Below are 23,299 nucleotides of genomic sequence, written 5' to 3'. Positions count from 1 at the left end.
TAAATGTATTACCGTAACCGATATGCCCGACGTGGGGCAACATATACCCGACGCGGCGCGGCGTACACCACCCGGCGAGGAGCTACATAGACCGGGCGCGGTGCAACGTACACTGGTCGAGGAGTCACATAAACAGGTTGTGGCGCTACGTAAACAGGTCGGGGGGCTATATATACCGGCCGTGGTGCCACGTAAACGGGTCTTGGGGCCACATAAATCGGGCGTGGCCGCGGATTGACACGTACTATAATGCGTTGTGCATCAGCTAACTGGTTAGTAAGTAGGCTGATGCCCAGAAAGAGAAACGAGGCAATTTTTGCAGTTTTCATCAGTTGTTGTTCGTCAACGTTGTGTGTAGGACTCCTGATACTCATTCGGTGTCCATCTACTCATAAAATGCCATTGCCGGAAAAAACTTGCGGGTTGGTCTAAAACTTTTTTATCTGACCAACGGCGAGTAACGTACCTGGATTTGAAACAGAAACCTGGCACCAGCGAAAAAAGCCTGAAAATAGTTTACCCTTGCCCGCAAGTTTTACCGGCCAATCTGCATTTAATCACTGTAGCCCATCAACACCCGTTTGGACGTACCTGAACTCATTACCGGATTAAAGCGGGGCGACCCCAGTGCGTTTCGGCGATTGGTCGAAACGTACCAGCAACGTGTATACAATACGGTGCTGACCATCGTGAGGCAACCCGACGAAGCGGAAGATGTGGCGCAGGAGGTATTTATTCAGATTTATGAGTCGATTCATTCGTTTGGCGGAGACGGAAAACTGACAGCCTGGATCTACCGGATCGCCACAACCAAGGCACTGGAAGCGTATCGAAAACGACATGCTCGCAAACGGTTTGCGTTTTTCAAGTCGCTGTTTTCGTCCGACGGAGATGCGGGGCTGGACGAAAGGCTTCACCCGGTCGATTTTGTGCATCCGGGCGTAAAGCTGGAGCAACAGGAGCGGTCAAAAGTACTGTTTGCGGCCATTGCCCGGCTATCCGATCAGCAGAAAATCGCCTTTACGCTGCATCAGATTGAAGGCTTGAGCTATCAGGAAATTACCGAGGTCATGCAGGTATCGCTCTCGTCGGTCGAGTCGCTGATTCACCGGGCAAAGGTTAATCTACGGAACTGGTTACGAACGTATTATGAAGCAGACAAGGCGTAGTTTTTGGTTGGCTTGAAACAGATAATGAACATGAAATCGCAACGTGAAGAAGAAGTCGAGAAGACACTTCGCTCAATAGATGGCCTGGAACGGGCCAACCCCAACCCGTTTTTCAGCACGCGGGTAGAAGCCCACCTCCGTCAGCGACTGACGTCGGCAACGCCCACAACCTGGGTGTTCCGACCTGCCTGGGTGGTTGCTTCACTGGGGCTCGTGTTGGTGCTGAACCTGTCGGCGGTTGTGTATGTCCGTGAACAGATGGCCCGAGATGAACAGGAGCAGGAAGCAACCAGCCTGCCGTCGGAATGGGGCTTCGATGCTAACGTACTGGACTGGTAAGCGCATGGAAACAAAACGGAAATTTTACTGGCTGTGGGCAGCCATCGGGCTGTTACTCTGCCTGAATCTGCTGACTGTAGGCTGGGTTGTGCGCCGACTAAATACCGCCAGGACCAACCGCCCACTGCCAGAGGCGATGCTGGTGAAGCAACTAGGTTTTTCCCCCGAGCAGCGGAAAGCCTATCGCCAGAGTCGGGTGCAACTTCGCCAGCAGGCAAAGCCCCACGAAGATAGTTTGCGGGTACTGCGAACGACACTGCTCGACAAAATCAAAGACACGCTGGTGACCGATGCTGAACTGGACCAGTTAAGTGAAGCGATGTTTCGGCAGAATAGACAGGTCACCCGAATTCGGTTCCGGCATTGGCAGCAGGTACGTTCCCTTTGCACCCCGGAGCAGCAGATAAAGTTCGATCAACTCATCCGCCGGGTTGGGCAGGGACTGAATAATCCCGGCCTTCGCGGTAGATTGCAAGCCCGGCGCGACCAAAAAAGTGACTAGCCTGCGCAAGTTTTTCATCTAATTCGCATTCATATAAGTGCCGGGCCGCTGATTGGCGGTCTTTCTTTCACCAACTACAACAATTAATCAGTATGAAAACCAACCTAATGCTCACGGTGCTTGTCGGCGCTTTTGTTTCAGTACAGGCCTATGCTCAGACTACACCGCCTACGGCTGATAATCGGGCTGAACGCCGTGAGCGCATGGCCGCCAGTACACCCGAGCAACGGGCCGAACGTCAGACCGCTCAGATGAAGACGCAATTGGCCCTAACGGCTGAACAGGAAAAGAGCGTAGCCGCTATTAACCTTAAATATGCCCAGGAAGCCCAGAAGATGATGACATCCGGCGACCGGAATCGTGGCATGATGAAACAGGCCCGTGAGACGATGGAAGCCAAAGATGGCGAACTGAAAGCGGTACTTAGTAAAGACCAGTATCAGCAGTATGTAACCATGCGCGACGAACAGCGGAACCGTATGCGGGAAGGCCGTGGCCCCCGTAATAACCGATAATCTGAGGCAGTGAACCCTATAAGGTCTCGAAGACCTTATAGGGTCAGTTTACAGTAAACTAGATGAGCATCAGGGAAGTAACCCCATCAGATTTTCAGGAGTGGTTCGATTTGGCATGTCAACTGTGGCCCGATTACGAAACCGACGAGATGACCGACGCCCTGACAGCGATACAGCGATCGCCCATTGAAGCCGCCTTTCTGCTGCGGAATGACGACCGGGAAGCAATTGGTTTCATAAACCTGTCGCTTCGTTACGATTACGTACCTGGCGCGACGAAAAGACCGGTAGCCTATGTGGAAGGCGTATTTGTGCGGGCTGATTTCCGCCAAAAAGGCTGCGGTCGGCAATTGATCGAATACGCCGAAGAGTGGGCTCGTCATCAGGGTTGTAGCGAACTCGCCTCCGACGTGCAACTTGACAATGTTGCCAGTCAGGCGTTTCATCGGCAGGTAGGGTTCGATGAAGCCGAACGCGTTGTGAGCTTCATCAAGTCGGTATGAATCAACGACAACGTACCTACACCAGCATCACCCGTCTGCCCGTTCCGGGATGCGTCATAAAGTAAGGCGTTAGCTGGAATACCGTTTCAATGGCACTCTGCGTGAGCACTTCGTTGGGCACTCCATTGCCGACGATTCGACCATTATCCATCAAAATCACCCGCTGAGCATATTGTAAGGCCAGATTGATGTCGTGTACAATAACGAACACCATCATGTTTTGGGCGGCCAGATCACGTACCTGGCTTATAATCTGGTGTTGGAAGTGAATGTCCAGCGCCGAAATTGGCTCGTCGAGGAAAAGGTATTTCGTGCTGTCGTCGGCCGGTTGGCGGTGGAGTTGCGCCAGTACCCGCGCCAGATGTACCTTCTGTTTTTCGCCACCCGACAGCGAGGCGAACGCCCGTGACCTGAACGTCAGCATGCCCACTAACTCCAGGCATTCATCCGCAATCTGCTTATCCCGGCTGGTCGGGTTCAGCTCAAAATACGGATACCGGCCCATCATCACTACCTCCGCAACACTCAGATCGAACGGGAGCGAGAGCAACTGCGACAGTACCGCTTTTTGCCGCGCCATTGTGGGTAGCGGAATTGAGTGCAGCGGCTGGTCGCCGTACCATATCTGGCCTTGTTGCGGCTTTTCTGTGCCCGTCAGCAATTTGAGCAACGTACTTTTCCCCGCGCCATTCGGCCCAAGCACCATCGTAAATTCGCCCGGTTGCAACGTCAGCGATACATCGTCGATCAGCGTTTTCTGCCCGATTTTGAACGTTAAGTGGTCGGCTTTAAGCATAGAATCCTCCTTTCTGAAATGCTTTCGCGTTGCGCATCAGTAACCAGATAAATACGGGAGCGCCAACAAAAGCCGTGATCACGCCAATCGGAAACTCGGCCGGGGCAACCAGTCGGCGGGCGATGGTGTCGGCCAGGGTTAGTAACGAACCGCCCAGCAGCGCCGAGGCAATGACCAGAAACCGATTGTCGGATGTTTTGAGTAACCGAAGCAGGTGCGGCACGACCAGCCCAACAAACGAAATGACGCCAACCATTGCCGTGCCAATGGCAACCAGTAATGTATTCAGGAGTAACACCTGGATTTTCAACCGGTCGATGTTATAGCCGAGATGCCGCACTTCATCTTCTCCTAAAATCAGGATGTTCAGGGCCTTGGTGAAGCGCAACGCCAGCAAAATACCGATGACGGTAACGGGCAACACAATGGCAAACTGAGTCCAGTCGGCCCCGGAGAACGTACCCAGGTTCCAGAACGTGATGGACCGCGCCTGCGGATCACGCGCAATGTAAGACAGGAAACCCGTGCCGCCCGTTGCCAGCGCGTTGATGGCAATGCCCGCCAGAATCATCGTGGCCACGTTGACCTTGCCGCCCGCTGAGGCAATGCGGTAGACCAGAAGTGTGGCACCAAAAGCGAACGTGAAGGCGACGCAGGGTAGCAGAAAAAGGCCAAGCGCATCGGTAAAAGCCCAGTTAATATTCTTGCCAAGAACGAAGACAAGAGCCGCGCCAAGGGCTGCGCCGGAGCTGGTACCGACTAGTCCCGGCTCAACGATGGGGTTCCGAAACAGCGCCTGCATGAGCACGCCTGATACCGACAGACCCGCGCCGACTGTAGCGCAGAGCAGCACCCGAGGCAGCCTGATCTGTAAAAATAATCCCTGCGAAACTGGATCGACGGTACTGGCCGAGAATCCCAACCCATTGAGCACAATATGGCGAATATCGTCGAAGGTGAGGTCTACGGCCCCGATTCGTAAGGCTACGACAATCGTTACGAGCAGTAAACCGGTCAGAAGCGCGTACCAGTTTCGCGGGGTTAACAGTGTTAGATTCATTATTGATGAATCAATTTCATGAGCAACTGCACATTTTCGCCCGTCCGTGGCCCCAGGTAGATCAGATCGTGTTCTTCGATGCGGTAAATCTTCTTGTTCTTACCGGCGGGCGTCAACGCAATGCCCGGTAGGGTCGCCAGCTTCTCGGCATTCCCCAGTCGGTCGTAGCCAAAATCAGTCACCAGAATAATGTCTGGCTGCGCTTTGCTGATAATTTCCGGACTTAGTGGTTTCATGCCTTTCAGTGTATCCATTACGTTCGTGCCACCCGCCAGACCAAGCATGTACGAGGCCGTTCCTGCCTTGCCGATAACCAGGTAGTTGTTGATCACCCGGCCGAAGTGGATGATGGCTACTTTCGGCGTAGTCTTGTACTGTTTAACTGCCTTGGCTGCGTTGGCCAGATCGGTATCCAGTTTCGTTTTCAGGCTGTCGGCCTGTTTCTGGGCACCAAACTGAGCCGCCAGGGTGTCGATCAGGGCTTTGGTTTCGACAATCGAATGCGCATCGGAGAATACTTTCATCGGCACGCCCACTTTTTTCAACTGATCGATCACCGCTTCCGGGGCCACATTTCCATCATGGTACACAACTGTTGGTTTCAGGGCAATGATCCCTTCAGCATTGAGCATCCGGTGGTACCCGACTTTTGTGAGTTTCTGCGCCGCTGGTGGGTACGTACTCGACAGGTCAACGCCAACCAGTTGGTCGCCAGCGCCCAGCGCGTAGATCAGTTCGGTAAGCTGTTTGGCAACGCAGACAATGCGCTGTTTACCCGCCGTCTGTGATTGGTCTTTCGGTGTAGAAGTGCATGCCAGCAGGCAGGTAAGCAGCAGGAGAATGGATAGTTTTTTCATGAATCAATACTTGAGTTAGTGAGATGTAAAAGGGTATTTAACAGGCATTTTGCGTTGAGAGCTAGCGAAGATTGCACCAACACAAAATGCCTGTTTGCCAGTCAGCTTAGAACGTATACTTGACCATCGCGCCTGAATAGTAAGTAATTTTTGGCGCGGGGTTGAAAAACAAGGGTCGGTTATTCGCCGGATTGGGGAGGTTCAGGAAGATTAACGACGAGTAGGTGCTGCTCAGGATGTTGTCTGAACCCACATATAGATCCAGGTTAAGGTGCTTACCCAATGCGCTTCGGTAGCCAAGCTTCCCATTTACGAGCGTATACGCCTGTGCGTAGTGGTCGTTAGCCAGCGTAATGGGCATCTTATCGACGTACATCATCGTCGCGTTCAGGTAAAAACCAGGACGTACCTCCACATCAATTCCAGCATTGAGCAAATTTGGGGCAATGCCCGACTCCTTTTTACCGGTGTAATTGATAGTCCGGTTGTCGCTGTTGTTATCGCTTTTGTAATCCTGATAATAAAAATCGCTGTAGGTGTAGGATACAAACGGCCGGACCAGCGAAACGGCTCCGGCAAGCGGGCGGTAGGCATATTGCACGGCTAGTTCAAGCCCATTATGCTGCACTTTTCCGGCGTTGGTCGTGAGCGTATAGGCGGGCTGTGAGCCAGCGGCGGGGAAGTTTTGTGGCACAAGCTTATCGGTTACGGCCATACTGAAATAGGCGATTTCGTACGTGAGCGCTTTGCTCAACAGGCTGCCTTTGCTGCCTATTTCGTAGCTGGTGCCCAGTTCCGGGCGCAGGTTGTAGTTGACTACCCCAGTCTGGGCAATCACCACCTGATTGGTTGCCGGTGCTGAATATCCCTGACTCACGCTGGCATACAGTGACACATCGTTTGTAAGCTGGTAGGCCAGCGCACCACGAGGCGATAACACGGGCTTGAACCGATCATAGCCCGACACGTTCACGTATAGGGGCGTAGTCGTGCTGGCGCGCATGTCGGTAATGCCATATTCGACGTAATTTACCCCCGCGCTGGCCGACAGCGTAAGTCGGGGGGCGAGTTGAAGGGCCGCCTGCGCAAAAACGCTGTACTGCATGGCCTGTATTTCCAGATCGGAGCGAAGCGCACCCAGAATGCCATTGGATAGGCCATAGCCTTTGGCGTAGTTGAAATTCTTCAGAAACTCAGCACCAACACTCAGTGTCGGCCGTAATGAAGCCGACTCGTTGGTGTAGGCAAACACCGTGCGACCACCAAATTTGAACTTGTTGGTCTTGTTGACCCCGGCCGCAAAAGGTTGGTCGATAACCTGACCGCCCACAAACAGCGTAGTGCGGTTCGAGAAGCGGTCCGTAAACTGGTAGTTATGACTGATGCCGATACGGGCACTTTCCGTTTTAATGCTGGCATTATTGGCCAGATACGCTACCTCCGCCGTATCAGGGTGAACAATCAGGTTTAGGCTGTCGACCTGGCCAGATAGCAAATCGTAGGAATTCGTGTAACCAACAAAGACCAATAACGACCGTTTTGCACTCAGGTACGTATCGCTGGTGACGGTCAGGAAGTCTTTTTTTGACGTGCCATGCAGCCGGAAACCGTCGTATTTCTGATGGCCGTAGTTAATGTTCAAACTAGTATTATCGGAACCGGTTTTTATCGATGTGTTGGTGCGAACCAGGCCATACGACCCCACTAAAAGCTGTTGACTGACAGATGTTTTGCCAATCGGAGCCCGCTCTGTATACAAATTGACAACGCCGCCAAGGGCATTGCCATATACGCTGGAAGCCGGTCCTTTCAGTACTTCAACCCGGCTCAGCGTCGTGAAATCCACGTCGTCCAGGAAGGTGGTGCCGTCGCCATCCGTCAGCGGAATATCGTTTAGATACGCTTTGTACCCGACGCCGTTGAAATTCGTCTGGTTACCGTAGCCCCGAATCACGATCCGGTTACCGGCGGCCACCGTCCGCATCTCCACTTTCACACCGGGAATGAGGTTAACGAAATTTTGTAGATGAATGCCGCTGGTGCGCTGAATGTCGCGGCTGGTAACTAAGCCAACGGCACCAGCCGTCCGCTGAAGCGTTTGCGGGGCCGAATACCCGGAGACGATCACCTCGTTCAGGTCTGTGTTCGACGATTCTAGTTCCACCGTCAGCATGCGCGTTGTGGCCTTGATTGTCACCTGCTGGGTAAGGTAGCCGATGGCCGAAATCTGTAGCTGATCACCTTCGTTGACACTTATCTCAAACTGCCCTTTATCGTTGGCTGTTGTACCACGGGCCGCACCGGTGACCAGTACCGAAGCACCCACGATGGGCTGGTTATTAGTTGGGTCAACCACTCGGCCCGTTACCACCAGTTGGGCGTACAGGCTGGGAAAAAGGCAAAGTAGAAGCAATACGGTTGTATAGAACCGGACGTAAATTGATTTCATGAACTACGTTGATTGATGAGGTAAAGAAATTCCTGCCGGAAAGGACGTACCTAACCGGATTGCTGGCTATTAACCAGACAAAACTCTAAAAATTCAGTCCGCTATTGGGTGGGGGCGACGGTACTTCCAGCAATGGAGACCGAAGGTGATGCGCTGTATACGTAAACGGAAGCCGTAACTCAGGCAATGCAGGCCGCTGAGTTTGGTTTACCTGCTCGGAGACAGGCAGTATGAACACGGTCGGCCATTTTGCCCGTTTGCTGCGCGCATCGGGTAGTTGACCGGGCGACGGATTATCCTGATAGAGCCACGCCGCTTCCTTTTTCAGGTTCGTTTCTGCTTCGTCGCGGAAACCATAGATGTATAGGGTATCCGAACGGACCTCGCGGTGAAGGACATCAACCATCTGCCCTTGCCATTCAAACTCACCTGCGTCAGCCAGAAACGCGTTTGCCTCTGTCAGATCGGCCTTCGGTAAAGTGATAAGTAAGAGCTGGTCGGCCTCGAAATAGGTTTGATGCGCGAAAGCCCATTTGGCAACCAGCTCACAACCAGAATAGTAGCCATAGATGCTTAACAGCGCGAACATAACTGTCCCCAGGAGCATACGACCAACAGGTATACGACTACTGTGCATCCGACTTAACAATCAGGGTATAGGCTGAAGACAGAATTCAATACAAGGTAGTTGTTGGTTACTGGTTATTAGATATTGATTGTCAGTTATTTGTTAACAGGTTGGTTGTCAAGTAATAAACAGTAATTCAATGATTAGCAACTAGTAACCAATAGCCAATATCTACACTCGTTTCAAAGGCGAATCTTTCTCCTTAGCCAGGGTATTGTACGTCAGTTTGTCGACCAGGCCCGGCAGTAATTTATTGAGAAAGACGGTTAGTTTTCCCTGACCGGTTAGTATCAATTCGCGTTTGCGCTGCTGAACGGCTTTTAAAATATGGTTAGCACATTCTTCTGAACTCATCATCGATCCTTCTTCGCGCATGGTATCGCCCGTCGCTTTCCCATGATTATCGAGTGCTGAAAAACGGATGTTCGATGCCGTAAAACCGGGACAGGCCGTCAGCACGTGAACTCCTGAATACCGTAGTTCAATACGGATTGCTTCCAAAAAGCCATTCATCGCAAACTTTGAAGCGGAATAACCAGAGCGAACCGGTAGCCCTTTGTAACCTGCAATCGACGATATACCCACTATCGAGCCCTTCGTTTTCAGGATGTGGGGTAAGGCGTAGCGCGTGGCGTAAACCGTTCCCATGAAGTTGATATCCATTACTTTACGCAACACGTCAGGGTCAGTATCGACAAATAGCGCGCGCATGCTGATCCCCGCATTATTGATTAGAATATCGATCCGGCCAAAGCGGGAAACGGTCTCCTCCATCAGGCGTTTCATGTCGGCCTCCACGCTTACGTCGGCCACAACGGGGAGGTTTGTGATGCCTGCTGCCGTCAAAGCGTCGGCAGTAGTTTGTAAGGCATCGGCTTTACGGCCGCAGAAAATGATAGCAGCGCCTGTTCGACCAAAAGCGAAAGCAAGCGCCTGCCCAATACCCGATGAGGCACCGGTAATTACAACGACAGATTGATTCATGGGGTCAAAAATAAAGGAGTTTTCTGTTTACTGTCTACCGTGTTCAGTTGCTTCGCTTCGAGCAAGCACCGTTGCCGGGCAGAGTAACAGAAAACAGTAGATAGTAAACAGAAAACTTACTGTTGTTTTAAGGCTTCAATCACGAGCGTGATCTCTTCAGCGGTTGCGTCGGCGTTGCCCGAGTAACCCAGGCTGCGGTAACGTACCCGGCCTTTGGGGTCGATGATCACCTTGGTTGGCAGGCCCTGTACGCCGTACGATTCGGATACTCTCTTGCTGACATCGAGCGGAATGACGCCGGTATACGGTTGTTTGTCCACAAAAGAACGTACCCGGCTAACAGGGCCGCCTTCGCGTGTATTGACGAACAGGAACTGGACTTTCGGGTCGTTTTTGAAATGGTCGCGGGCTTTGCGCATGGCGGGAAACGAGGCAATGCACGGGCCGCACCAGGTTGCCCAGAAATCGAGAACCACCACTTTGCCGCGAAGGGAGGCAAGCGAAACCGTGCCTCCATCAAGCGTGGTGAGTGTAAAGTTTGGTGCCGGTTCGTTCACAAACGATTCGGCGAGTTCGGCCTGCCGGTCGGCGCGGTAGTTTACCTCCAGGCCAGCCAGGTACGTATCGGCTTTGGCGACGCTTCCCAGTTTTTTAACCTGCCAGTCGCGGAGGCTGGCGCGGAGCCGGGGCGTTACCCGGCCCACCCGAACGACCCGCTCGATGAACGGCAAAACCGAATCGGCACGATTGGCGCGGACGGCGCAAGTCCAGATCCGTTCGTTGGTACGCGGCTCGGTTGTCTCTGGCTCAATCCCTTCCAGGGCTTGCCGATACGTGGCCAGTGCCGGGGCCAAACGGTTCTGCTGATCAAAAGCGTAAGCGAGGGTAGCCTGGTAGGAGCGAAGTTGAGCCAGCCGTTCCGAATCGCCGTTTTTAGGCTGTGGCCGCTGTTGCAACGCCACAATGGCACGGTCGGCCAGCCAGTCGGCTTGCGGAATGCCACGCCCTTCGTCGGTCATCTGCTGAGCGAAACTATGCAGCAGGGCAGGGTCACTATTCTTTAGCTCCTGCTGACCCAGAAAGGTGTTTAGCTCCCGAAACTGGCCCGCCTTAAAGTAGGCCTCGGCAAGGGAGCTAACCAGCACAGGCCGATAGGGAGACGCTGGAAATGCCGCTGTAAAGGAGGCATAATCAGTCAGTTTTTTAGCCGTATTCGTTTCGGCTCGTATTGCCCCGGCGCGGGCTTTCTGAGCTGCATCGCCAGTTGGGTCAACGGTCTTTATACGGTCGCGGACGGCCAGCGCCAGCGCTGGTTCGCTGAGTTGGTCGTAGAGCCGGGCGGCGTTGTTCAGATCGTCGGGCGTTGGGGCCGGTTTTCGGCTTTTCAGGTACGTGTCGATGTTGGCCAGGGCTGTTTTCTTATAATTCGGCTTCTGCTGCCGAATCTGCGCGGCTACCAGGTCGGCCCAATACTGAGGGCGGTTGGCCGGAAACGTCTGAATTTCCAGTTCATATTGCTGAACCGCCCAATTCCAGTCGGGTTTAACGTTCAGCGCGTAGGGAAAGGCTGTCCGAATCAATACTGACGCCTGCCCGCCAATAGCGTGGGGCTGCATGGCACCGGTAGAATCGTAGAGGATGATTGGGAAAAAATGACCGTTATTATGGTCCGTCAGGGTGGGGTTAGCTTTGCTCTGAAATGCCATTAGCAGGCCCGAAACCGTGTTTTTGGGCACCTTTATTTCGCCAATGACATCGTTTCCCTGACGTACGGCCGTGGCCGTGGCGGGCTGGCTCAGGCGCATTGTGGCAGGGCCAGCGTAGCGCACGTACCTGCCTTCGATGGCTGTCTCTTTCACCAGCGTTGCGCTGGGTGTGTATGTAAACGACACCACCTCACCCGGCATCGGCCGCTTGGGAACGTACCTGAACTGTGCCGTTGAAGGAATTGCTGCAATCAGCGTAAACAGAAAAGTAAGCCAGTAATTCATCCCGGAAGATAGCTCACGATCAGAAAGCGGGTGAAGAAAAAGTTAAAAAAGCAGGAAAAATGCCCTTACTATCGCAAACGGTGGCTTCGCTGGTGACTAACCTGGCAAACTGCTGGTAGATTGATGAAGGGTAAATAATGGCCTGCCGGGCAACGTACCTGAGCAGTGCCATTATTTATTATTGCCGCGCCCAATCCCGGATCATTACTGCCAGTTCGGCCTGGGTGTGAAGCGTATGGTCTTTAGCGTACCAGCCGTGAGCGCGTTCAATAACCTGATCGAAGGGTATATTTTCCGTTTTCCAACTATCCATCTCCGCCTGAAGTGCCGCCGGCCGAGGCCCCCACGTACCCAGTTCGGTGAGGTCGCTCTGACGCAGGCAGATCAGCTTCGGAATAGAACGGCCTCCGTTGGTTTTGTAGGCGTCCATCACTGTAAGGTTCCTGTCGCGGAGCAACAACCGAATCTGGATTTGGCCTGAATAGTCGGCTATGTGCTTCATCACGGGCAAAATCTGGGCTGCATCGCCGCACCACGATTCGGCCAGAACGAGCCAGATCCACGGTTCACGTACCTGCGCCAGCGCGTCGGTGACGTCGGCGGTGAGATGGGTCGTTTTCTCCAGTCGGGCAATGCGCGAGAAGTTCAGCTTCGTGAAGCCCAGAATCTGCTCCGTATTATAATGCGAATCGTCGGATGTGGTCAGGTGTTGAGCGAACCGTTCGTGCGCCAGGGCCATATACTCCGCGTAGGTCATGGCCGATTCGAGCAGCACGGGGGTAATTACTTGCATAAGTCGTTGATTTGCAAAGCAAGATGCCTACCGTAATAGCCTGGCCGAACGTACCTGCGCCGCCACGGTCAGCCTGTTTTACAGTAGGCATTATCTTTTAATTTGTTAGTAAGCCCGGGCGAATACCACGCGCTTGTTCGATGGTTTGCCGGAGTAAACACACGTACCTGCTTCTTCAGGTGTGTTCAGCGGAATACAGCGGATCGTGGCTTTGGTTGCGTCTTTGATGGCATCCTCCGTTTCCGACGTACCATCCCAGTGGGCCATAATGAACCCGCCTTTCTCGATCTGCTCTTTAAACTGGTCAAACGTATCGACATGGAACGTATTCGCTTCCCGGAAAGCCAGCGCTTTCTGGTAGATCGACTTCTGAATGTCGTCGAGCAGGGTTTTGATATGGTCGGTCAGGCCGTCGAAGGCTACGGTTTCTTTGGTTTTCAGGTCGCGGCGGGCAATTTCGACGGTACCGTTTTCCAGATCGCGGGCACCCATCGCCAACCGGACTGGTACACCGCGCAGTTCATACTCGGCAAACTTCCAGCCTGGTTTGTTGGCGTCCGAGTTGTCGTATTTCACCGAAATGCCCGCCTTTTTCAAGTCAGCGATAAGCGGTTTCACTTTGTCGGTGATCGCATCCAACTGCTCCTCAGACCGGTAGATCGGCACAATAACAACCTGAATCGGAGCCAGCTTCGGCGGAATAACCAGCCCTGAATCATCGGAATGGGCCATCACCAGCGCACCCATCATCCTGGTCGACAAGCCCCACGACGTACCCCAGACGTGTTCCAGGGTGTTCTGTTTGTTGAGGAACTGCACATCAAATGCTTTGGCGAAATTCTGACCCAGAAAGTGGGACGTACCTGCCTGTAGCGCTTTACCATCCTGCATCATGGCTTCGATGCACAGCGTATCGTCGGCTCCGGCAAACCGTTCGTTGGCCGATTTGGTGCCGCGAATCACGGGCATGGCCATCCATTCTTCGGCAAATGTGGCGTACACTTCCAGCATCTGACGGGTTTCTTCCTGTGCTTCCTGGGCGGTGGCGTGGGCAGTATGCCCTTCTTGCCAGAGAAATTCGGCCGTGCGCAGGAACAGACGCGTCCGCATTTCCCAGCGCACCACGTTAGCCCACTGATTGATCAGCAGGGGTAAATCGCGGTAACTCTGAATCCAGTTTTTGTAAGTACTCCAGATAACGGTCTCCGACGTTGGCCGTACGATCAATTCTTCTTCGAGTTTAGCGTCCGGATCAACAATGATTCCAGAGCCATCTTCAGCGTTTTTAAGGCGGTAGTGGGTCACAACGGCGCACTCCTTGGCGAAGCCCGCCACATGTGAAGCCTCTTTGCTCAGGTACGACTTGGGAATAAACAGCGGGAAGTACGCATTCTGGTGACCGGTCTCCTTGAACATATCGTCCAGTGCCCGTTGCATCTTCTCCCAGATCGAAAAGCCGTAGGGTTTGATGACCATACAGCCCCGAACGGCTGAATTTTCGGCCAGATCAGCCCGTTTAACCAGTTCGTTGTACCATTCCGAGTAATCCTCGGCCCGCGTAGGTAATGCTTTAGCCATGAAAGGGGGTCATTGGCTACGCGTCATTGGTCATTGGGCTACGCTGTCATTGGTAGCTGGGTACAACTAATGACAGCGTAGCGTGTGACCAATGACGCGTAGCCAATGACTATTTTAAACTTTAAATTAAACCTTGATTAGTTGTCCCGGTCTAAGGATAGAAAGGGGTTGCAAAGATAGATTTAAATCCTATTTTTGTAATCAAACCGCCACCATTCTGGTTATTATGGCAGTAGTGTATCCCTTGTTTCTGCTTAACCCTTTACAGACACTATAAACGCTTTGTTTGTATGAAACTCAATAATACATGGCATTACCTGGCAGTCGTTGCCATGCTGGGTATGGGAGCGTGTAGCTCCAGCCGTCAGGCAGCCCAGAATGCTGGGGAGGTCGATGACCTTTATGGCAATTCAGGGGATGCAGCCGTGTATGCCGGCGATGACAGAAAAACAACGCAGCAGGATGTGCGTCAGGCCTCACGGCTCGACCGTCGCCAGTCGCAGCAGCGTGGCAGCAACCTCAATCCCGATTACACGGATAGTCAGCAAGGCACCACCGGTACCGACGCTGATTATTACTCTGAGCTGAGTGCCCGTCAGGTACAGCGCGGTATATCACCCGACCCAGGTTGGGGCGCTACCGACGCGTATGCCAGCGGGTATTCAAACGGATACAATCAGGGCCTGTACGGAGCCAACAGTTGGAATCGCTGGGGACTGGGTAACGCCGGTTTCGTAAGTGGCATCAGCCTGGGCTTAGGATTTGGCTCTGCCTTTGGCTACAGCCCATTTGGGTACAGTCCGTTTGGGTATAGCCCATACGCATATGGCGGAGGATACGGCTATAGTCCATTTGGCTACGGCGGTGGCTTCTACGATCCATTCTACAGCTCGTATGGGTATGGTGGTTATGGCTTTAGCCCATTCGGTTATGGCGGTGGCTACGGCGGGTATAATCCGTATGCGTTCGGTGGTTACTACGGTCGTCCATCGGTGATCAACAACAACTACATCGTAACGGGTGCTGATCCATACCGCAACAACCGCACATACGGTCCTCGCGGAACTAGCTCGTCGGCCCGCTACAGTGGCGACTTTAACAATACGGCTCCAAGTTATAATGGCGGTCGTCGTTCGGGTAACTACGGCTCAGCTTATAATAACTCGGCTACTGGTGATGGAACGTATTATACGAACCCTAATGCCTCTGGTCGTGGATCGAGCCGGGGGTCAGGGTCGTACAGCAATTCGGCTACCCCCAACGGTGGACGTACCTCTGGTAGCTACACGCCATCGACGGGTTCGGCTTCGTCAGGTACGTATTATGAGCGTCCATCATCACGTGGCGGATCCTATTCGCAACCGTATAGCAGCGGAGGCGGCAGCAGCCGGGGAAGTTACTCGCAGCCAAGCCAGTCGCAGCCCTCTTATTCGCGGCAGAGCCAGCCATCGTATCAGCAAAGCCAGCCGACCTACCAGCAGCCAAGCCGTAGTTACAGCGCCCCAACGCCAAGCTACAGCGCGCCAAGCTATAGTGCGCCGAGTTCAGGCGGTGGCGGCGGTGGCTACTCAAGCGGTAGTGGCAGCTCACGTGGTCCAAGGTAGACTGACCTAACTTTTTAAGCGAATAATCCCCGTTGGAAAGACTTCTGACGGGGATTATTAGTTAATAGAGGCATGGATGCCTAAATGCAGTTTTTTAACGTTAAACCAAATGATGGTTTGGCGTTCTAACAACTACTGCGTCACCCGCAGGTAGCAATGGCTCCCATTCACTTATCTTTCTCACATACGCACATGAAACGCCTTTTAGCTGGTCTTTTGCTGGCTCTTCCCACATCATCGCTTCTGGCACAGGGAAGCGCAGCCGAATACGCCGATGATGCTTTTCGGTATAATGATTTTGTCTTGCAGGGCTCGGCCCGGTTCAGGGGCGTGGGCGGCAATCAGGCTGCCCTTGGCGGCGACGCCAGTAATATTTCGGGTAATCCGGCAGGGCTCGGTTTCTACAACCGGTCTGAGTTTACACTGAGTCCGTCGATCAACCTGTCATCGTCTAAAAACGGGTACCTGGGGAGCAACACCAACTCCGATAAAACGAACTTTAACATTGGTCAGCTCAGTCTGGTGTTTGCAGGCGAAAAGTCGCCGTATAGCCGCTGGAAACGCTCGTCGTTTGGAATTTCTTATTCGCAGTCGCTTAATTTTTCAAGTAGCGTAGATGCCCAGGGGCGGAATAACAATCCGAATTCGACATTCCTGAACGAATACATTCCAGGACTGAATAATGGTGCACCCGGCAGTGTGAAGGAGCGGGCATTGTCGCAGGATTTTGATCCTACTACCAATACTGCCCGTACCCCGGAGGCCGCGTTGTATGGCCTTTTCTTACTAAATCCGACGGTATATGGTGCTACCCCGGCCAATCCAACAGGCACTCAGGATACGAACGGATCGCCTTTTTTCAATAACGATCTCAACGCGGGGCTTCCACGAAACCAGCGGGTAACAACCAACCAATCTGGTGCTAATTCGCAGTGGACGTTTGCTTACGGAAGCAATTTCGAAGATAAGCTCTATCTGGGTGTTTCAGCGAACATATCCCGAATCCGGTACAATTCAGAAATTACAGTGAGAGACGCGCCAATAAACGGTGATTTTGATAATTACGGACGTACCAATAATCTGTCCGTAACGGGTACCGGATTTGGCCTTACGCTGGGTGCTATCTACCGGCCGGTGCAGAGTTTTCAACTGGGTGTTACGGCTTCTTCACCTACTTTTTATAGCATGAAGGAAACGTTCCAGCAGTCGTTTTTTGCCTTTGGGCGAAACCCTGCTCTCATTCGGGAGATGGGGACCAATAACGTATCGGTAGACCCGAATGATTTCGATTATTCAATGACTTCGCCGTTCCGGGCGTCGGGTGGCTTTACGTATTTTCTGGGTGGCGGTAAGATTGGTTTCCTGACTGCCACCGCTGATTACGTAGGTTACGGCGGGATGCGCGTTAGCACAGATGCTTTTAACTCAACGCAGGGAAACACTGATTTTCGAAACGATGTAAAATCGGAAGTTCAGAATACCTACCAGAACGTAGTGAATGTGCGCGGAGGCGTTGAAATCCGGGCGAATGTGTTACGGCTACGGGCGGGTGTGGCTTACTTGCCGTCTGCCTACCGTATTGACCTTGACCGGGTGAGTGCTGCGTCGCGCGCACGAACTCTGTTCACGGCGGGCGTTGGGATGCGCACCGATCGTTTCTCCGTTGATTTGTCGGGCTCATTCTATAGCCAGAAATCAGGTCTGTCACCTTACATTCTGAATGATAATGACACGCCAACGGTATCAACCACCACGCAGCGCACCAATGCTATGCTGTCTGTTGGTTTCTTCTTTTAAGTTGTACAATTAATTACCCACAAAAAAGCCTGTTCATCACCTTGATGAACAGGCTTTTTTGTGAATAGACAAGGCGTATTCGTGTGTTCGATAGGTTTGGCAGAATATTGTTCCTGGTCAGGTACGTAGAGTAATCCAATTGGCTAACTTGGCTATTCGTACATTGCCTCCAAAACTCATCCTTATGAACCTATCTGCGGAGACCAAACGCGCCATTCAGATTGCTCAGGCTTTAGTGCATGAACACCGGCACGACGCCATTGCACCCCCGCACCTGCTGCTGGGACTGTTACATAACGATGTAGGCCTGGCTTCGTGGCTGGTTGCCCTTGATAAAGACATCTATTTCCTGCGCGACTGGGCCGACTATCGCTTGGAATTACTGCCAAAGGCAAGCAAAAATGTAGCCTTACCCGGTAACGATGCCGCTACGTCGCAGGCCATGCAACTGGCCGATCTGATCGCTACGCAGATGGAAAGTATGCAGGTTGAGCCCGCCCATGTGCTGGCCGCCCTGCTCAAAGCCAACGTAGCTTTTTCGGCCGAGCAACTTAAATCACTGCCTATCTCGCAAAAAGAACTGCTCGACGCCCTTCAGGACGACCATATTGCCGAGAAGGCATTGTCACACCTGACGAGTGGGAATGGGCAGGCAGCCGGTCCAGGTACGTCCCCGGCCGTTGGTGCTGAGCCGGGGGGCGGGGCGGGCGAGTCGGCGCTGGCCCGGTTCTGCGAAAACAAGACGAATATGGCTCGTGAGGGCAAGCTGGACCCAATCGTTGGGCGAGACCGCGAGCTTCGGCTGATGCTCGAAATTTTGTTGCGGCGCACCAAGCCCAACGTCATGCTGGTTGGTGAGCCGGGCGTTGGCAAAACCGCGCTCGTCGATGGATTTGCGCAGGCAATTGTGGCGGGCACCGTACCCAGTGGATTGCAGGTGGCCGAACTCTACGAGCTTGACCTTGGCTCGCTGGTGGCGGGTGCTTCGTATAAAGGCGAAGTGGAAGACCGCCTGAAAAGTATTCTGAAGGAGGTGAAGCAGCACGATAAAGCCGTATTATTCATCGACGAAATTCATATGCTGCTGAACCCGAATGGCTCGGTAGGAGCGGGGGTATCGCAACTGCTGAAACCCGAACTGGCAAGGGGCGAAATCACCGTCATTGGCGCCACCACACTCGATGAGTACCGGCAGTATGTCGAGAAAGATGAGGCTTTTAGTCGCCGGTTCGAGCAACTGCCCGTGCATGAGCCCACAACGGTGGCCGCTACGCGCATGGTCGAAACCCTGATACCGCGCTACGAAGAGCATCATAAGCTGAAAACCGACGAAGGTGTAGCCGCCGAAGCGGTTCGACTTGCCCAGCGGTATGTAAAAGATCGCCGTTTGCCCGACGCTGCCGTTGACCTGCTCGACCGCACCATGGCGGCCATTCGCACGATGGGCGACACGGCCACCCAGGATCTGGAAGCCCTGCGGAGCCAACTGGCCACGGCAAAGGAAAAAGTAGCTGCGTTTGATGATGAACGCCAACTGGCCGAGTACCAGTGGGTGTTGCAGCAGTTACAGCAGAAAGTGAGCCCGATTCTGCAACAACAGGTTGAAGACAGTGGGGCAAGTGACCGACTGCAACCGGAGAAAATTGAAGTACCCGAGGCGTTGCATACGTACCTGACCGAGCGCATCGACGAGTTGATGCCGCTGGCCGGGATTCCTCATGAAACGGTGAGCAAGCAGGATGTAGCCGCGATGGTAGCCGCTAAAACAGGTATCCCGATGGGAAAATTGCAAACCAACGAACGCGAACGCCTGCTAAAAATGGATGAGGTATTGCAGAAGCGTGTGGTGGGGCAAGACCATGCTATTCATACCTTAACCGCTAGTATTCTGGAGTCACGCGCCGGGCTGTCGGGTGGCAAACAGCCTACGGGGGCGTTCTTCCTGCTGGGGCCAACCGGTACGGGTAAGACCGAACTGGCCAAAGCCCTGGCCGATTTCCTGTTCAACGACGAGTCATTCCTGATCCGGTTCGACATGTCGGAATTCAAGGAAGAGCATTCAGCGGCGCTTTTATACGGTGCCCCTCCCGGGTACGTTGGGTACGAACAGGGCGGCTTGCTGGTGAACAAAATCCGGGAGAAGCCGTACTCGGTAGTGCTTTTTGATGAGATCGAGAAGGCGCATCCGTCGGTGTTCGATATTTTCCTGCAAATTCTGGACGAAGGGAAATTACATGATCGCCTGGGCAAAGAAGGCGACTTTACCAATTCTGTAGTGCTGTTCACGTCAAACATTGGCAGTGAGTTTGTGGTGAAGCAGTTTGGCGAAGGGATCATTCCGGCGGCTAACGACCTGATGGAAATTATGTCGCGGCATTTCCGGCCCGAATTTCTGGCTCGCCTGACTGAGATTGTTCCGTTTGCGCCCATTTCTGAGGCCAACGTCGCTAAGATATTCGACATCCACCTGCGCGGTTTGTCTGAGCCGCTACGTCAACAGGGAATCCGGCTCGAGATTAGCCCGGCCGCACGTGACTTCCTGGCGCTCAGTGGGTTTACTCCGCGCTACGGGGCCCGGCCGCTCAAGGGCGTTATCCGCAGTCAGTTGCGCCGCCCCATTTCGCGCATGATCATTTCCGGCGAAGTAAACAAAGGCGACACCGTTCAGGTGGGCATCAGTGAGGCCCGCGAACTGATCTGGAACGTCATTTCAGATACAGTGGCGGTTGAGGTGCTTTAGCGCTTATTTTTGGCTATGAATTCACCAACTACTACGCTGAACAACGGCGTGACCATGCCCCTGTTGGGGTTAGGCGTGTACGCCCCCCAACACAATAGCGAAGTGCAGCAGGCCGTAGAAGCGGCCCTTGAACTGGGTTGCCGGCTGATCGACACGGCGGCAGCCTACGGAAACGAGGGCGAAGTAGCTCTTGCGCTGGCGGCCAGTGGCGTAGCCCGCGACGAGGTTTTCATCACGACCAAAGTATGGAACGACGATCAGGGGTATGAGTCTACACTACGCGCCTTCGATCGTAGCCTGAACCTGCTTCAACTCGACGTGGTAGACCTGTACCTGATTCACTGGCCAACAAGTGAGCACCGGCTGGATACCTGGCGGGCTCTGGAAAAACTATATGCCGATGGCCGGGTTCGTGCCATTGGCGTGTCGAATTATTATCCGGCCCATCTGGATGAGTTGCTCGAGATAGCTACTGTGACGCCCGCTGTGAACCAGATCGAATGTAGCCCGTACTGTTACCGGCCCGACGTGATGGCCTATTGCAGCGCAAAGGGAATTCAGGTGGAAGGGTATGCGCCGCTGGTTCGGGGTATAAAACAGCATGACCCCCGGTTGGTTGCGATCGCGGAAAAATATGGCAAATCAACGTATCAGGTGCTGGTCCGCTGGTCGTTGCAACATGGCGTGGTTACGATTCCGAAATCGGTAAAAAAAGAGCGCATCGCTCATAACTTCGATGTGCTCGATTTTGAGCTATCGCCTGACGATTTCGAGTTGATGAACACGTTTTACGACAACACCCGCATCGCAACCGATCCGGCTGATATCGACTAAGCTGTATTAGTCAGGCCATATATTGCCAAGATATGGTCTGACTGATACACATACTGGAATAGGCTGCTATGCTTTTCTGTTGTAGGCGTATGAGAGACACTGCCCTGCTGGCCCTGCGCCCACAGATTACGTCCGATGCTACGACGACAAGTTTGGCCGAGACATTCCAGAATCAGACGCTTCGGCCCATTCTTAAACTTCAGAATGATTTGCTGCTGAGCCTGTTTCGGCATTATTTGACCAAACGAAAGCAGCTTGGCCCCGATGCCCGTTTTGCCAAAATGAGTGCTGCCGAGCAGGAAGCCTACATCGACCACACGATTCGTACGGACCTGAAATTCCGAAATCTGCTGGTTGGTACCGTGATCGGTCAGTTCACCACCAACGAGTGGGCCGTCTTTCTGGCTGATGAGTCGGAGCTGACCCGCCGCCTGGGCAACATGCTGACACAGCGAATCCAGAGTCAGAAAGAAGCGTTGATTACCAGTTGATTACATTGTTGCGCGGCCCAGGTAGATTTCGTCGCCTTTGAGCTGAATGGTGGTGTAGAACTGTTTGCCATTGTCGACGTACCTGACCATCAGCGAGGTACGTTGCTCGGGTTTGGCATAGGGCATCGTTGCCGCGATTAGAATCTGGTCACCGTTTACAATGGCTCTGGCAAAGGGTAAGTTGCGGATTTTCAACTGATTAGCGTTGTACTTATACCACGTTCTGCCCCCGTCATAGGAGCATTCCGTTTGCTGGTTCAGGTATTGCTCTTTCCCGTCGAACAGGTCACCATGATGTTTGAACAGGCGCCAGAGCCCATGCAGGTAATGTTCGTAGCAGGCATACATCCGGTCATTCCCGATCCCCTGCTGGGCCGGATCGCCAGGGGTGGGCTGATCGGGCTTCAATTCAACATAATCGTCCCAGAAAACGGCTCCGTAGGCCCCGGTAAACCAGTAAAAAACAGCTAGCCCTTCAGCAACGGCGGGCGGTGCCGGATTTGATGATTTCTCGCTTCGATTAAAAGGCCCCTGCGTGTTGAAAACCCAATGGTAAGCAATCCGCTTTTTATCAGTCAGCCGGATGTTGTATTCCTGCTCAGAAAGTACGCCCGCCAGCCAGTGCCGGCCTGCATCGGCATTATGTGGAATGGTGTAGTCGAAGTCAGGGTAATAGAAATACGTACCTGGCATGTGGAAGTCGGCGTAGTCGCTGTAACTTTTGCCGATAATCTCGTCGGGCATCCCCCGCTGGCGCGACGTAGCCGTTTGGCGGGCGGGCATTGTGAATAGCCAGTTGGTCGGAGCGTTGTAATCGGCAGCGCGGGAATAGCCAAACCCCAGATGGGCAATGGGCGCAATGCCGCCGATATCTGTATGCCGACCGGCCACATCGGGCGCAATGTCGCGGGTTGCTTTTATAAAATAGGTGTACAGATTAGCCTGTTCCTGGCGTTTACTGTCGCTAATGCCGTCATTCTCAATGTCAAAGAAAATCTTGCTATATCCGCTGGACCGCACCCCATTCGGGCAATCACCGAAGGCTTCGCAACTACCGGCCAACGCCTGAATGGCCGAGTAGATGTTCTGGATTGAGCGGGAATTGTTGCCTGATGGCCGGAAGTAGGTTTCGGGAGCCAGTTCGCTATTACCAGCCCAGGCGATGTTGAACGGGCCGTTTCGAAAGTGATGTTGCCCTATCGCATCCGCCCGCTGGTCGAAGGTCAATCGGCTTTTCCAGCCTCTGGGCAGTTTCGACAGGTCCTGAGCAATTTCCTGATCGAAGACCATCCGGGTGCGGTCGATGGACGAAAATCCGCGCCGGAACAAGATATCCCAGTCTTTCAAATACAAGTTGCGCCCCGCCCCCGAAAAGGTGAGTGATTTGGTTTTAGGAAGCGTGAAATCACCGACCACGTTTGCATTCCAGTACCCTTTACGGGTCGTTGGTGTAAACGAACTACGGGGAGTGGGCGAGAGAGCGGTTTGCGTTGGCACAGCCCCCTTGATTTCTGCTCCTTTTGTGTGCAGTATTTTATCGGTACTCGTCACCAGTAGACCACCGATGAGACAGATAGCTAACAAAAAAGGTAGTCGCATGGGCAGCGGGAAAGTAAGTCGCACACGGCACGAGCCGTGTGGTCAGGTAAAATAACTAGTTCATCTTACT

22 protein-coding genes and 1 pseudogene are annotated in these 23,299 nt (G+C 53.3%); 12 read left to right on the top strand and 11 right to left on the bottom strand.

Annotated features, from left to right (window positions below; genetic code table 11):
- Nucleotides 1–8: 8 nt before the first annotated feature.
- On the bottom strand, nucleotides 9–329 hold the full coding sequence (locus ACFE8Q_RS12375) for a hypothetical protein (RefSeq protein WP_375445704.1): 321 nt from the start codon (nucleotides 327–329) through the stop codon (nucleotides 9–11).
- A 252-nt stretch (nucleotides 330–581) separates the two neighbouring features.
- Here ACFE8Q_RS12375 and ACFE8Q_RS12370 point away from each other — a divergent pair, with 252 nt between their 5' ends.
- The 5 genes from ACFE8Q_RS12370 to aac(6') all read left to right on the top strand — a co-directional run bounded on the left by ACFE8Q_RS12370 (nucleotide 582) and on the right by aac(6') (nucleotide 3,028).
- A complete protein-coding gene (locus ACFE8Q_RS12370) occupies nucleotides 582–1,169 on the top strand; it encodes an RNA polymerase sigma factor (protein ID WP_375445703.1) in 588 nt (195 codons plus the stop codon).
- Nucleotides 1,170–1,199: 30 nt separating this feature from the next.
- On the top strand, nucleotides 1,200–1,508 hold the full coding sequence (locus ACFE8Q_RS12365) for a hypothetical protein (protein WP_375445702.1): 309 nt from the start codon (nucleotides 1,200–1,202) through the stop codon (nucleotides 1,506–1,508).
- A gap of 4 nt (nucleotides 1,509–1,512) precedes the next feature.
- Nucleotides 1,513–2,010 carry a Spy/CpxP family protein refolding chaperone gene (locus tag ACFE8Q_RS12360; protein ID WP_375445701.1) on the top strand — a complete coding sequence of 166 codons (498 nt, stop codon included), beginning with the start codon at nucleotides 1,513–1,515 and terminating at the stop codon, nucleotides 2,008–2,010.
- A gap of 92 nt (nucleotides 2,011–2,102) precedes the next feature.
- Nucleotides 2,103–2,525 (top strand): hypothetical protein, encoded by a 423-nt coding sequence (locus ACFE8Q_RS12355; protein ID WP_375445700.1) that lies wholly within the window; start codon nucleotides 2,103–2,105, stop codon nucleotides 2,523–2,525.
- A 62-nt stretch (nucleotides 2,526–2,587) separates the two neighbouring features.
- The gene (gene aac(6'), locus ACFE8Q_RS12350) at nucleotides 2,588–3,028 is read left to right on the top strand and encodes an aminoglycoside 6'-N-acetyltransferase (protein WP_375445699.1); all 441 of its coding nucleotides are present in this window, start codon (nucleotides 2,588–2,590) and stop codon (nucleotides 3,026–3,028) included.
- A gap of 16 nt (nucleotides 3,029–3,044) precedes the next feature.
- Here aac(6') and ACFE8Q_RS12345 read toward each other — a convergent pair whose 3' ends face one another.
- The 9 genes from ACFE8Q_RS12345 to proS all read right to left on the bottom strand — a co-directional run bounded on the left by ACFE8Q_RS12345 (nucleotide 3,045) and on the right by proS (nucleotide 14,164).
- The gene (locus tag ACFE8Q_RS12345) at nucleotides 3,045–3,824 is read right to left on the bottom strand and encodes a heme ABC transporter ATP-binding protein (protein ID WP_375445698.1); all 780 of its coding nucleotides are present in this window, start codon (nucleotides 3,822–3,824) and stop codon (nucleotides 3,045–3,047) included.
- Nucleotides 3,817–4,884, bottom strand: a complete 1,068-nt coding sequence (locus ACFE8Q_RS12340; RefSeq protein ID WP_375445697.1) for a FecCD family ABC transporter permease — start codon at nucleotides 4,882–4,884, stop codon at nucleotides 3,817–3,819. Before ACFE8Q_RS12340 ends, ACFE8Q_RS12345 begins: the two co-directional genes overlap by 8 nt.
- Nucleotides 4,884–5,741 carry a hemin ABC transporter substrate-binding protein gene (locus tag ACFE8Q_RS12335; RefSeq protein WP_375445696.1) on the bottom strand — a complete coding sequence of 286 codons (858 nt, stop codon included), beginning with the start codon at nucleotides 5,739–5,741 and terminating at the stop codon, nucleotides 4,884–4,886. Before ACFE8Q_RS12335 ends, ACFE8Q_RS12340 begins: the two co-directional genes overlap by 1 nt.
- Nucleotides 5,742–5,847: 106 nt before the next feature.
- The gene (locus ACFE8Q_RS12330) at nucleotides 5,848–8,190 is read right to left on the bottom strand and encodes a TonB-dependent receptor (RefSeq protein WP_375445695.1); all 2,343 of its coding nucleotides are present in this window, start codon (nucleotides 8,188–8,190) and stop codon (nucleotides 5,848–5,850) included.
- 85 nt (nucleotides 8,191–8,275) lie between these two features.
- Nucleotides 8,276–8,779 carry a hypothetical protein gene (locus ACFE8Q_RS12325; protein ID WP_375445694.1) on the bottom strand — a complete coding sequence of 168 codons (504 nt, stop codon included), beginning with the start codon at nucleotides 8,777–8,779 and terminating at the stop codon, nucleotides 8,276–8,278.
- A 210-nt stretch (nucleotides 8,780–8,989) separates the two neighbouring features.
- Complete coding sequence (locus ACFE8Q_RS12320; protein ID WP_375445693.1) at nucleotides 8,990–9,802, bottom strand: SDR family oxidoreductase; 813 nt, start codon at nucleotides 9,800–9,802, stop codon at nucleotides 8,990–8,992.
- Between the two features lie 116 nt (nucleotides 9,803–9,918).
- A complete protein-coding gene (locus ACFE8Q_RS12315; RefSeq protein ID WP_375445692.1) occupies nucleotides 9,919–11,793 on the bottom strand; it encodes a TlpA family protein disulfide reductase in 1,875 nt (624 codons plus the stop codon).
- A gap of 178 nt (nucleotides 11,794–11,971) precedes the next feature.
- Nucleotides 11,972–12,586 (bottom strand): thioredoxin family protein, encoded by a 615-nt coding sequence (locus tag ACFE8Q_RS12310; RefSeq protein WP_375445691.1) that lies wholly within the window; start codon nucleotides 12,584–12,586, stop codon nucleotides 11,972–11,974.
- A 105-nt stretch (nucleotides 12,587–12,691) separates the two neighbouring features.
- Nucleotides 12,692–14,164: a proline--tRNA ligase gene (proS, locus tag ACFE8Q_RS12305; RefSeq protein WP_375445690.1), complete on the bottom strand. Its 1,473-nt coding sequence runs from the start codon at nucleotides 14,162–14,164 to the stop codon at nucleotides 12,692–12,694.
- A gap of 290 nt (nucleotides 14,165–14,454) precedes the next feature.
- Here proS and ACFE8Q_RS12300 point away from each other — a divergent pair, with 290 nt between their 5' ends.
- The 7 genes and pseudogenes from ACFE8Q_RS12300 to ACFE8Q_RS12270 all read left to right on the top strand — a co-directional run bounded on the left by ACFE8Q_RS12300 (nucleotide 14,455) and on the right by ACFE8Q_RS12270 (nucleotide 21,630).
- The gene (locus ACFE8Q_RS12300; RefSeq protein ID WP_375445689.1) at nucleotides 14,455–15,768 is read left to right on the top strand and encodes a hypothetical protein; all 1,314 of its coding nucleotides are present in this window, start codon (nucleotides 14,455–14,457) and stop codon (nucleotides 15,766–15,768) included.
- A gap of 192 nt (nucleotides 15,769–15,960) precedes the next feature.
- Entirely contained in the window at nucleotides 15,961–17,565 is a 1,605-nt protein-coding gene (locus ACFE8Q_RS12295) for a hypothetical protein (RefSeq protein WP_375445688.1), read from the top strand.
- Between the two features lie 184 nt (nucleotides 17,566–17,749).
- A pseudogene (locus ACFE8Q_RS12290) lies at nucleotides 17,750–17,866 on the top strand (Clp protease N-terminal domain-containing protein); the annotation flags it as partial.
- Between the two features lie 254 nt (nucleotides 17,867–18,120).
- Nucleotides 18,121–18,255, top strand: coding sequence for a hypothetical protein (locus tag ACFE8Q_RS12285; protein ID WP_375445962.1), 135 nt, complete (start codon nucleotides 18,121–18,123; stop codon nucleotides 18,253–18,255).
- 58 nt (nucleotides 18,256–18,313) lie between these two features.
- A complete protein-coding gene (locus ACFE8Q_RS12280) occupies nucleotides 18,314–20,305 on the top strand; it encodes an ATP-dependent Clp protease ATP-binding subunit (RefSeq protein WP_375445961.1) in 1,992 nt (663 codons plus the stop codon).
- A 15-nt stretch (nucleotides 20,306–20,320) separates the two neighbouring features.
- Nucleotides 20,321–21,139, top strand: coding sequence for an aldo/keto reductase (locus ACFE8Q_RS12275; protein WP_375445687.1), 819 nt, complete (start codon nucleotides 20,321–20,323; stop codon nucleotides 21,137–21,139).
- Between the two features lie 89 nt (nucleotides 21,140–21,228).
- On the top strand, nucleotides 21,229–21,630 hold the full coding sequence (locus ACFE8Q_RS12270) for a glyoxalase (RefSeq protein WP_375445686.1): 402 nt from the start codon (nucleotides 21,229–21,231) through the stop codon (nucleotides 21,628–21,630).
- Here ACFE8Q_RS12270 and ACFE8Q_RS12265 read toward each other — a convergent pair whose 3' ends face one another.
- A complete protein-coding gene (locus ACFE8Q_RS12265; RefSeq protein ID WP_375445685.1) occupies nucleotides 21,631–23,229 on the bottom strand; it encodes a hypothetical protein in 1,599 nt (532 codons plus the stop codon).
- Nucleotides 23,230–23,299: the final 70 nt, after the last annotated feature.

It is taken from the genome of uncultured Fibrella sp. (genome assembly GCF_964250085.1).
Lineage (GTDB): Bacteria > Bacteroidota > Bacteroidia > Cytophagales > Spirosomataceae > Fibrella.
This window is presented reverse-complemented; position numbering and strand designations above follow the sequence as displayed.

Excerpts from the sequence above, each read along its gene's own strand:
- ACFE8Q_RS12320 (WP_375445693.1), bottom strand. The coding sequence starts at position 9,802 with ATGAATCAATCTGTCGTTGTAATTACCGGTGCCTCATCGGGTATTGGG.
- ACFE8Q_RS12265 (WP_375445685.1), bottom strand. The coding sequence starts at position 23,229 with ATGCGACTACCTTTTTTGTTAGCTATCTGTCTCATCGGTGGTCTACTG.
- ACFE8Q_RS12270 (WP_375445686.1), top strand. The coding sequence starts at position 21,229 with ATGAGAGACACTGCCCTGCTGGCCCTGCGCCCACAGATTACGTCCGAT.
- ACFE8Q_RS12315 (WP_375445692.1), bottom strand. The coding sequence starts at position 11,793 with ATGAATTACTGGCTTACTTTTCTGTTTACGCTGATTGCAGCAATTCCT.
- ACFE8Q_RS12325 (WP_375445694.1), bottom strand. The coding sequence starts at position 8,779 with ATGTTCGCGCTGTTAAGCATCTATGGCTACTATTCTGGTTGTGAGCTG.
- ACFE8Q_RS12280 (WP_375445961.1), top strand. The coding sequence starts at position 18,314 with ATGGCTCGTGAGGGCAAGCTGGACCCAATCGTTGGGCGAGACCGCGAG.
- ACFE8Q_RS12375 (WP_375445704.1), bottom strand. The coding sequence starts at position 329 with ATGAAAACTGCAAAAATTGCCTCGTTTCTCTTTCTGGGCATCAGCCTA.
- proS (WP_375445690.1), bottom strand. The coding sequence starts at position 14,164 with ATGGCTAAAGCATTACCTACGCGGGCCGAGGATTACTCGGAATGGTAC.
- ACFE8Q_RS12335 (WP_375445696.1), bottom strand. The coding sequence starts at position 5,741 with ATGAAAAAACTATCCATTCTCCTGCTGCTTACCTGCCTGCTGGCATGC.
- ACFE8Q_RS12310 (WP_375445691.1), bottom strand. The coding sequence starts at position 12,586 with ATGCAAGTAATTACCCCCGTGCTGCTCGAATCGGCCATGACCTACGCG.
- ACFE8Q_RS12330 (WP_375445695.1), bottom strand. The coding sequence starts at position 8,190 with ATGAAATCAATTTACGTCCGGTTCTATACAACCGTATTGCTTCTACTT.
- ACFE8Q_RS12355 (WP_375445700.1), top strand. The coding sequence starts at position 2,103 with ATGAAAACCAACCTAATGCTCACGGTGCTTGTCGGCGCTTTTGTTTCA.
- ACFE8Q_RS12360 (WP_375445701.1), top strand. The coding sequence starts at position 1,513 with ATGGAAACAAAACGGAAATTTTACTGGCTGTGGGCAGCCATCGGGCTG.
- ACFE8Q_RS12365 (WP_375445702.1), top strand. The coding sequence starts at position 1,200 with ATGAAATCGCAACGTGAAGAAGAAGTCGAGAAGACACTTCGCTCAATA.
- ACFE8Q_RS12340 (WP_375445697.1), bottom strand. The coding sequence starts at position 4,884 with ATGAATCTAACACTGTTAACCCCGCGAAACTGGTACGCGCTTCTGACC.
- ACFE8Q_RS12345 (WP_375445698.1), bottom strand. The coding sequence starts at position 3,824 with ATGCTTAAAGCCGACCACTTAACGTTCAAAATCGGGCAGAAAACGCTG.
- ACFE8Q_RS12295 (WP_375445688.1), top strand. The coding sequence starts at position 15,961 with ATGAAACGCCTTTTAGCTGGTCTTTTGCTGGCTCTTCCCACATCATCG.
- ACFE8Q_RS12300 (WP_375445689.1), top strand. The coding sequence starts at position 14,455 with ATGAAACTCAATAATACATGGCATTACCTGGCAGTCGTTGCCATGCTG.
- ACFE8Q_RS12275 (WP_375445687.1), top strand. The coding sequence starts at position 20,321 with ATGAATTCACCAACTACTACGCTGAACAACGGCGTGACCATGCCCCTG.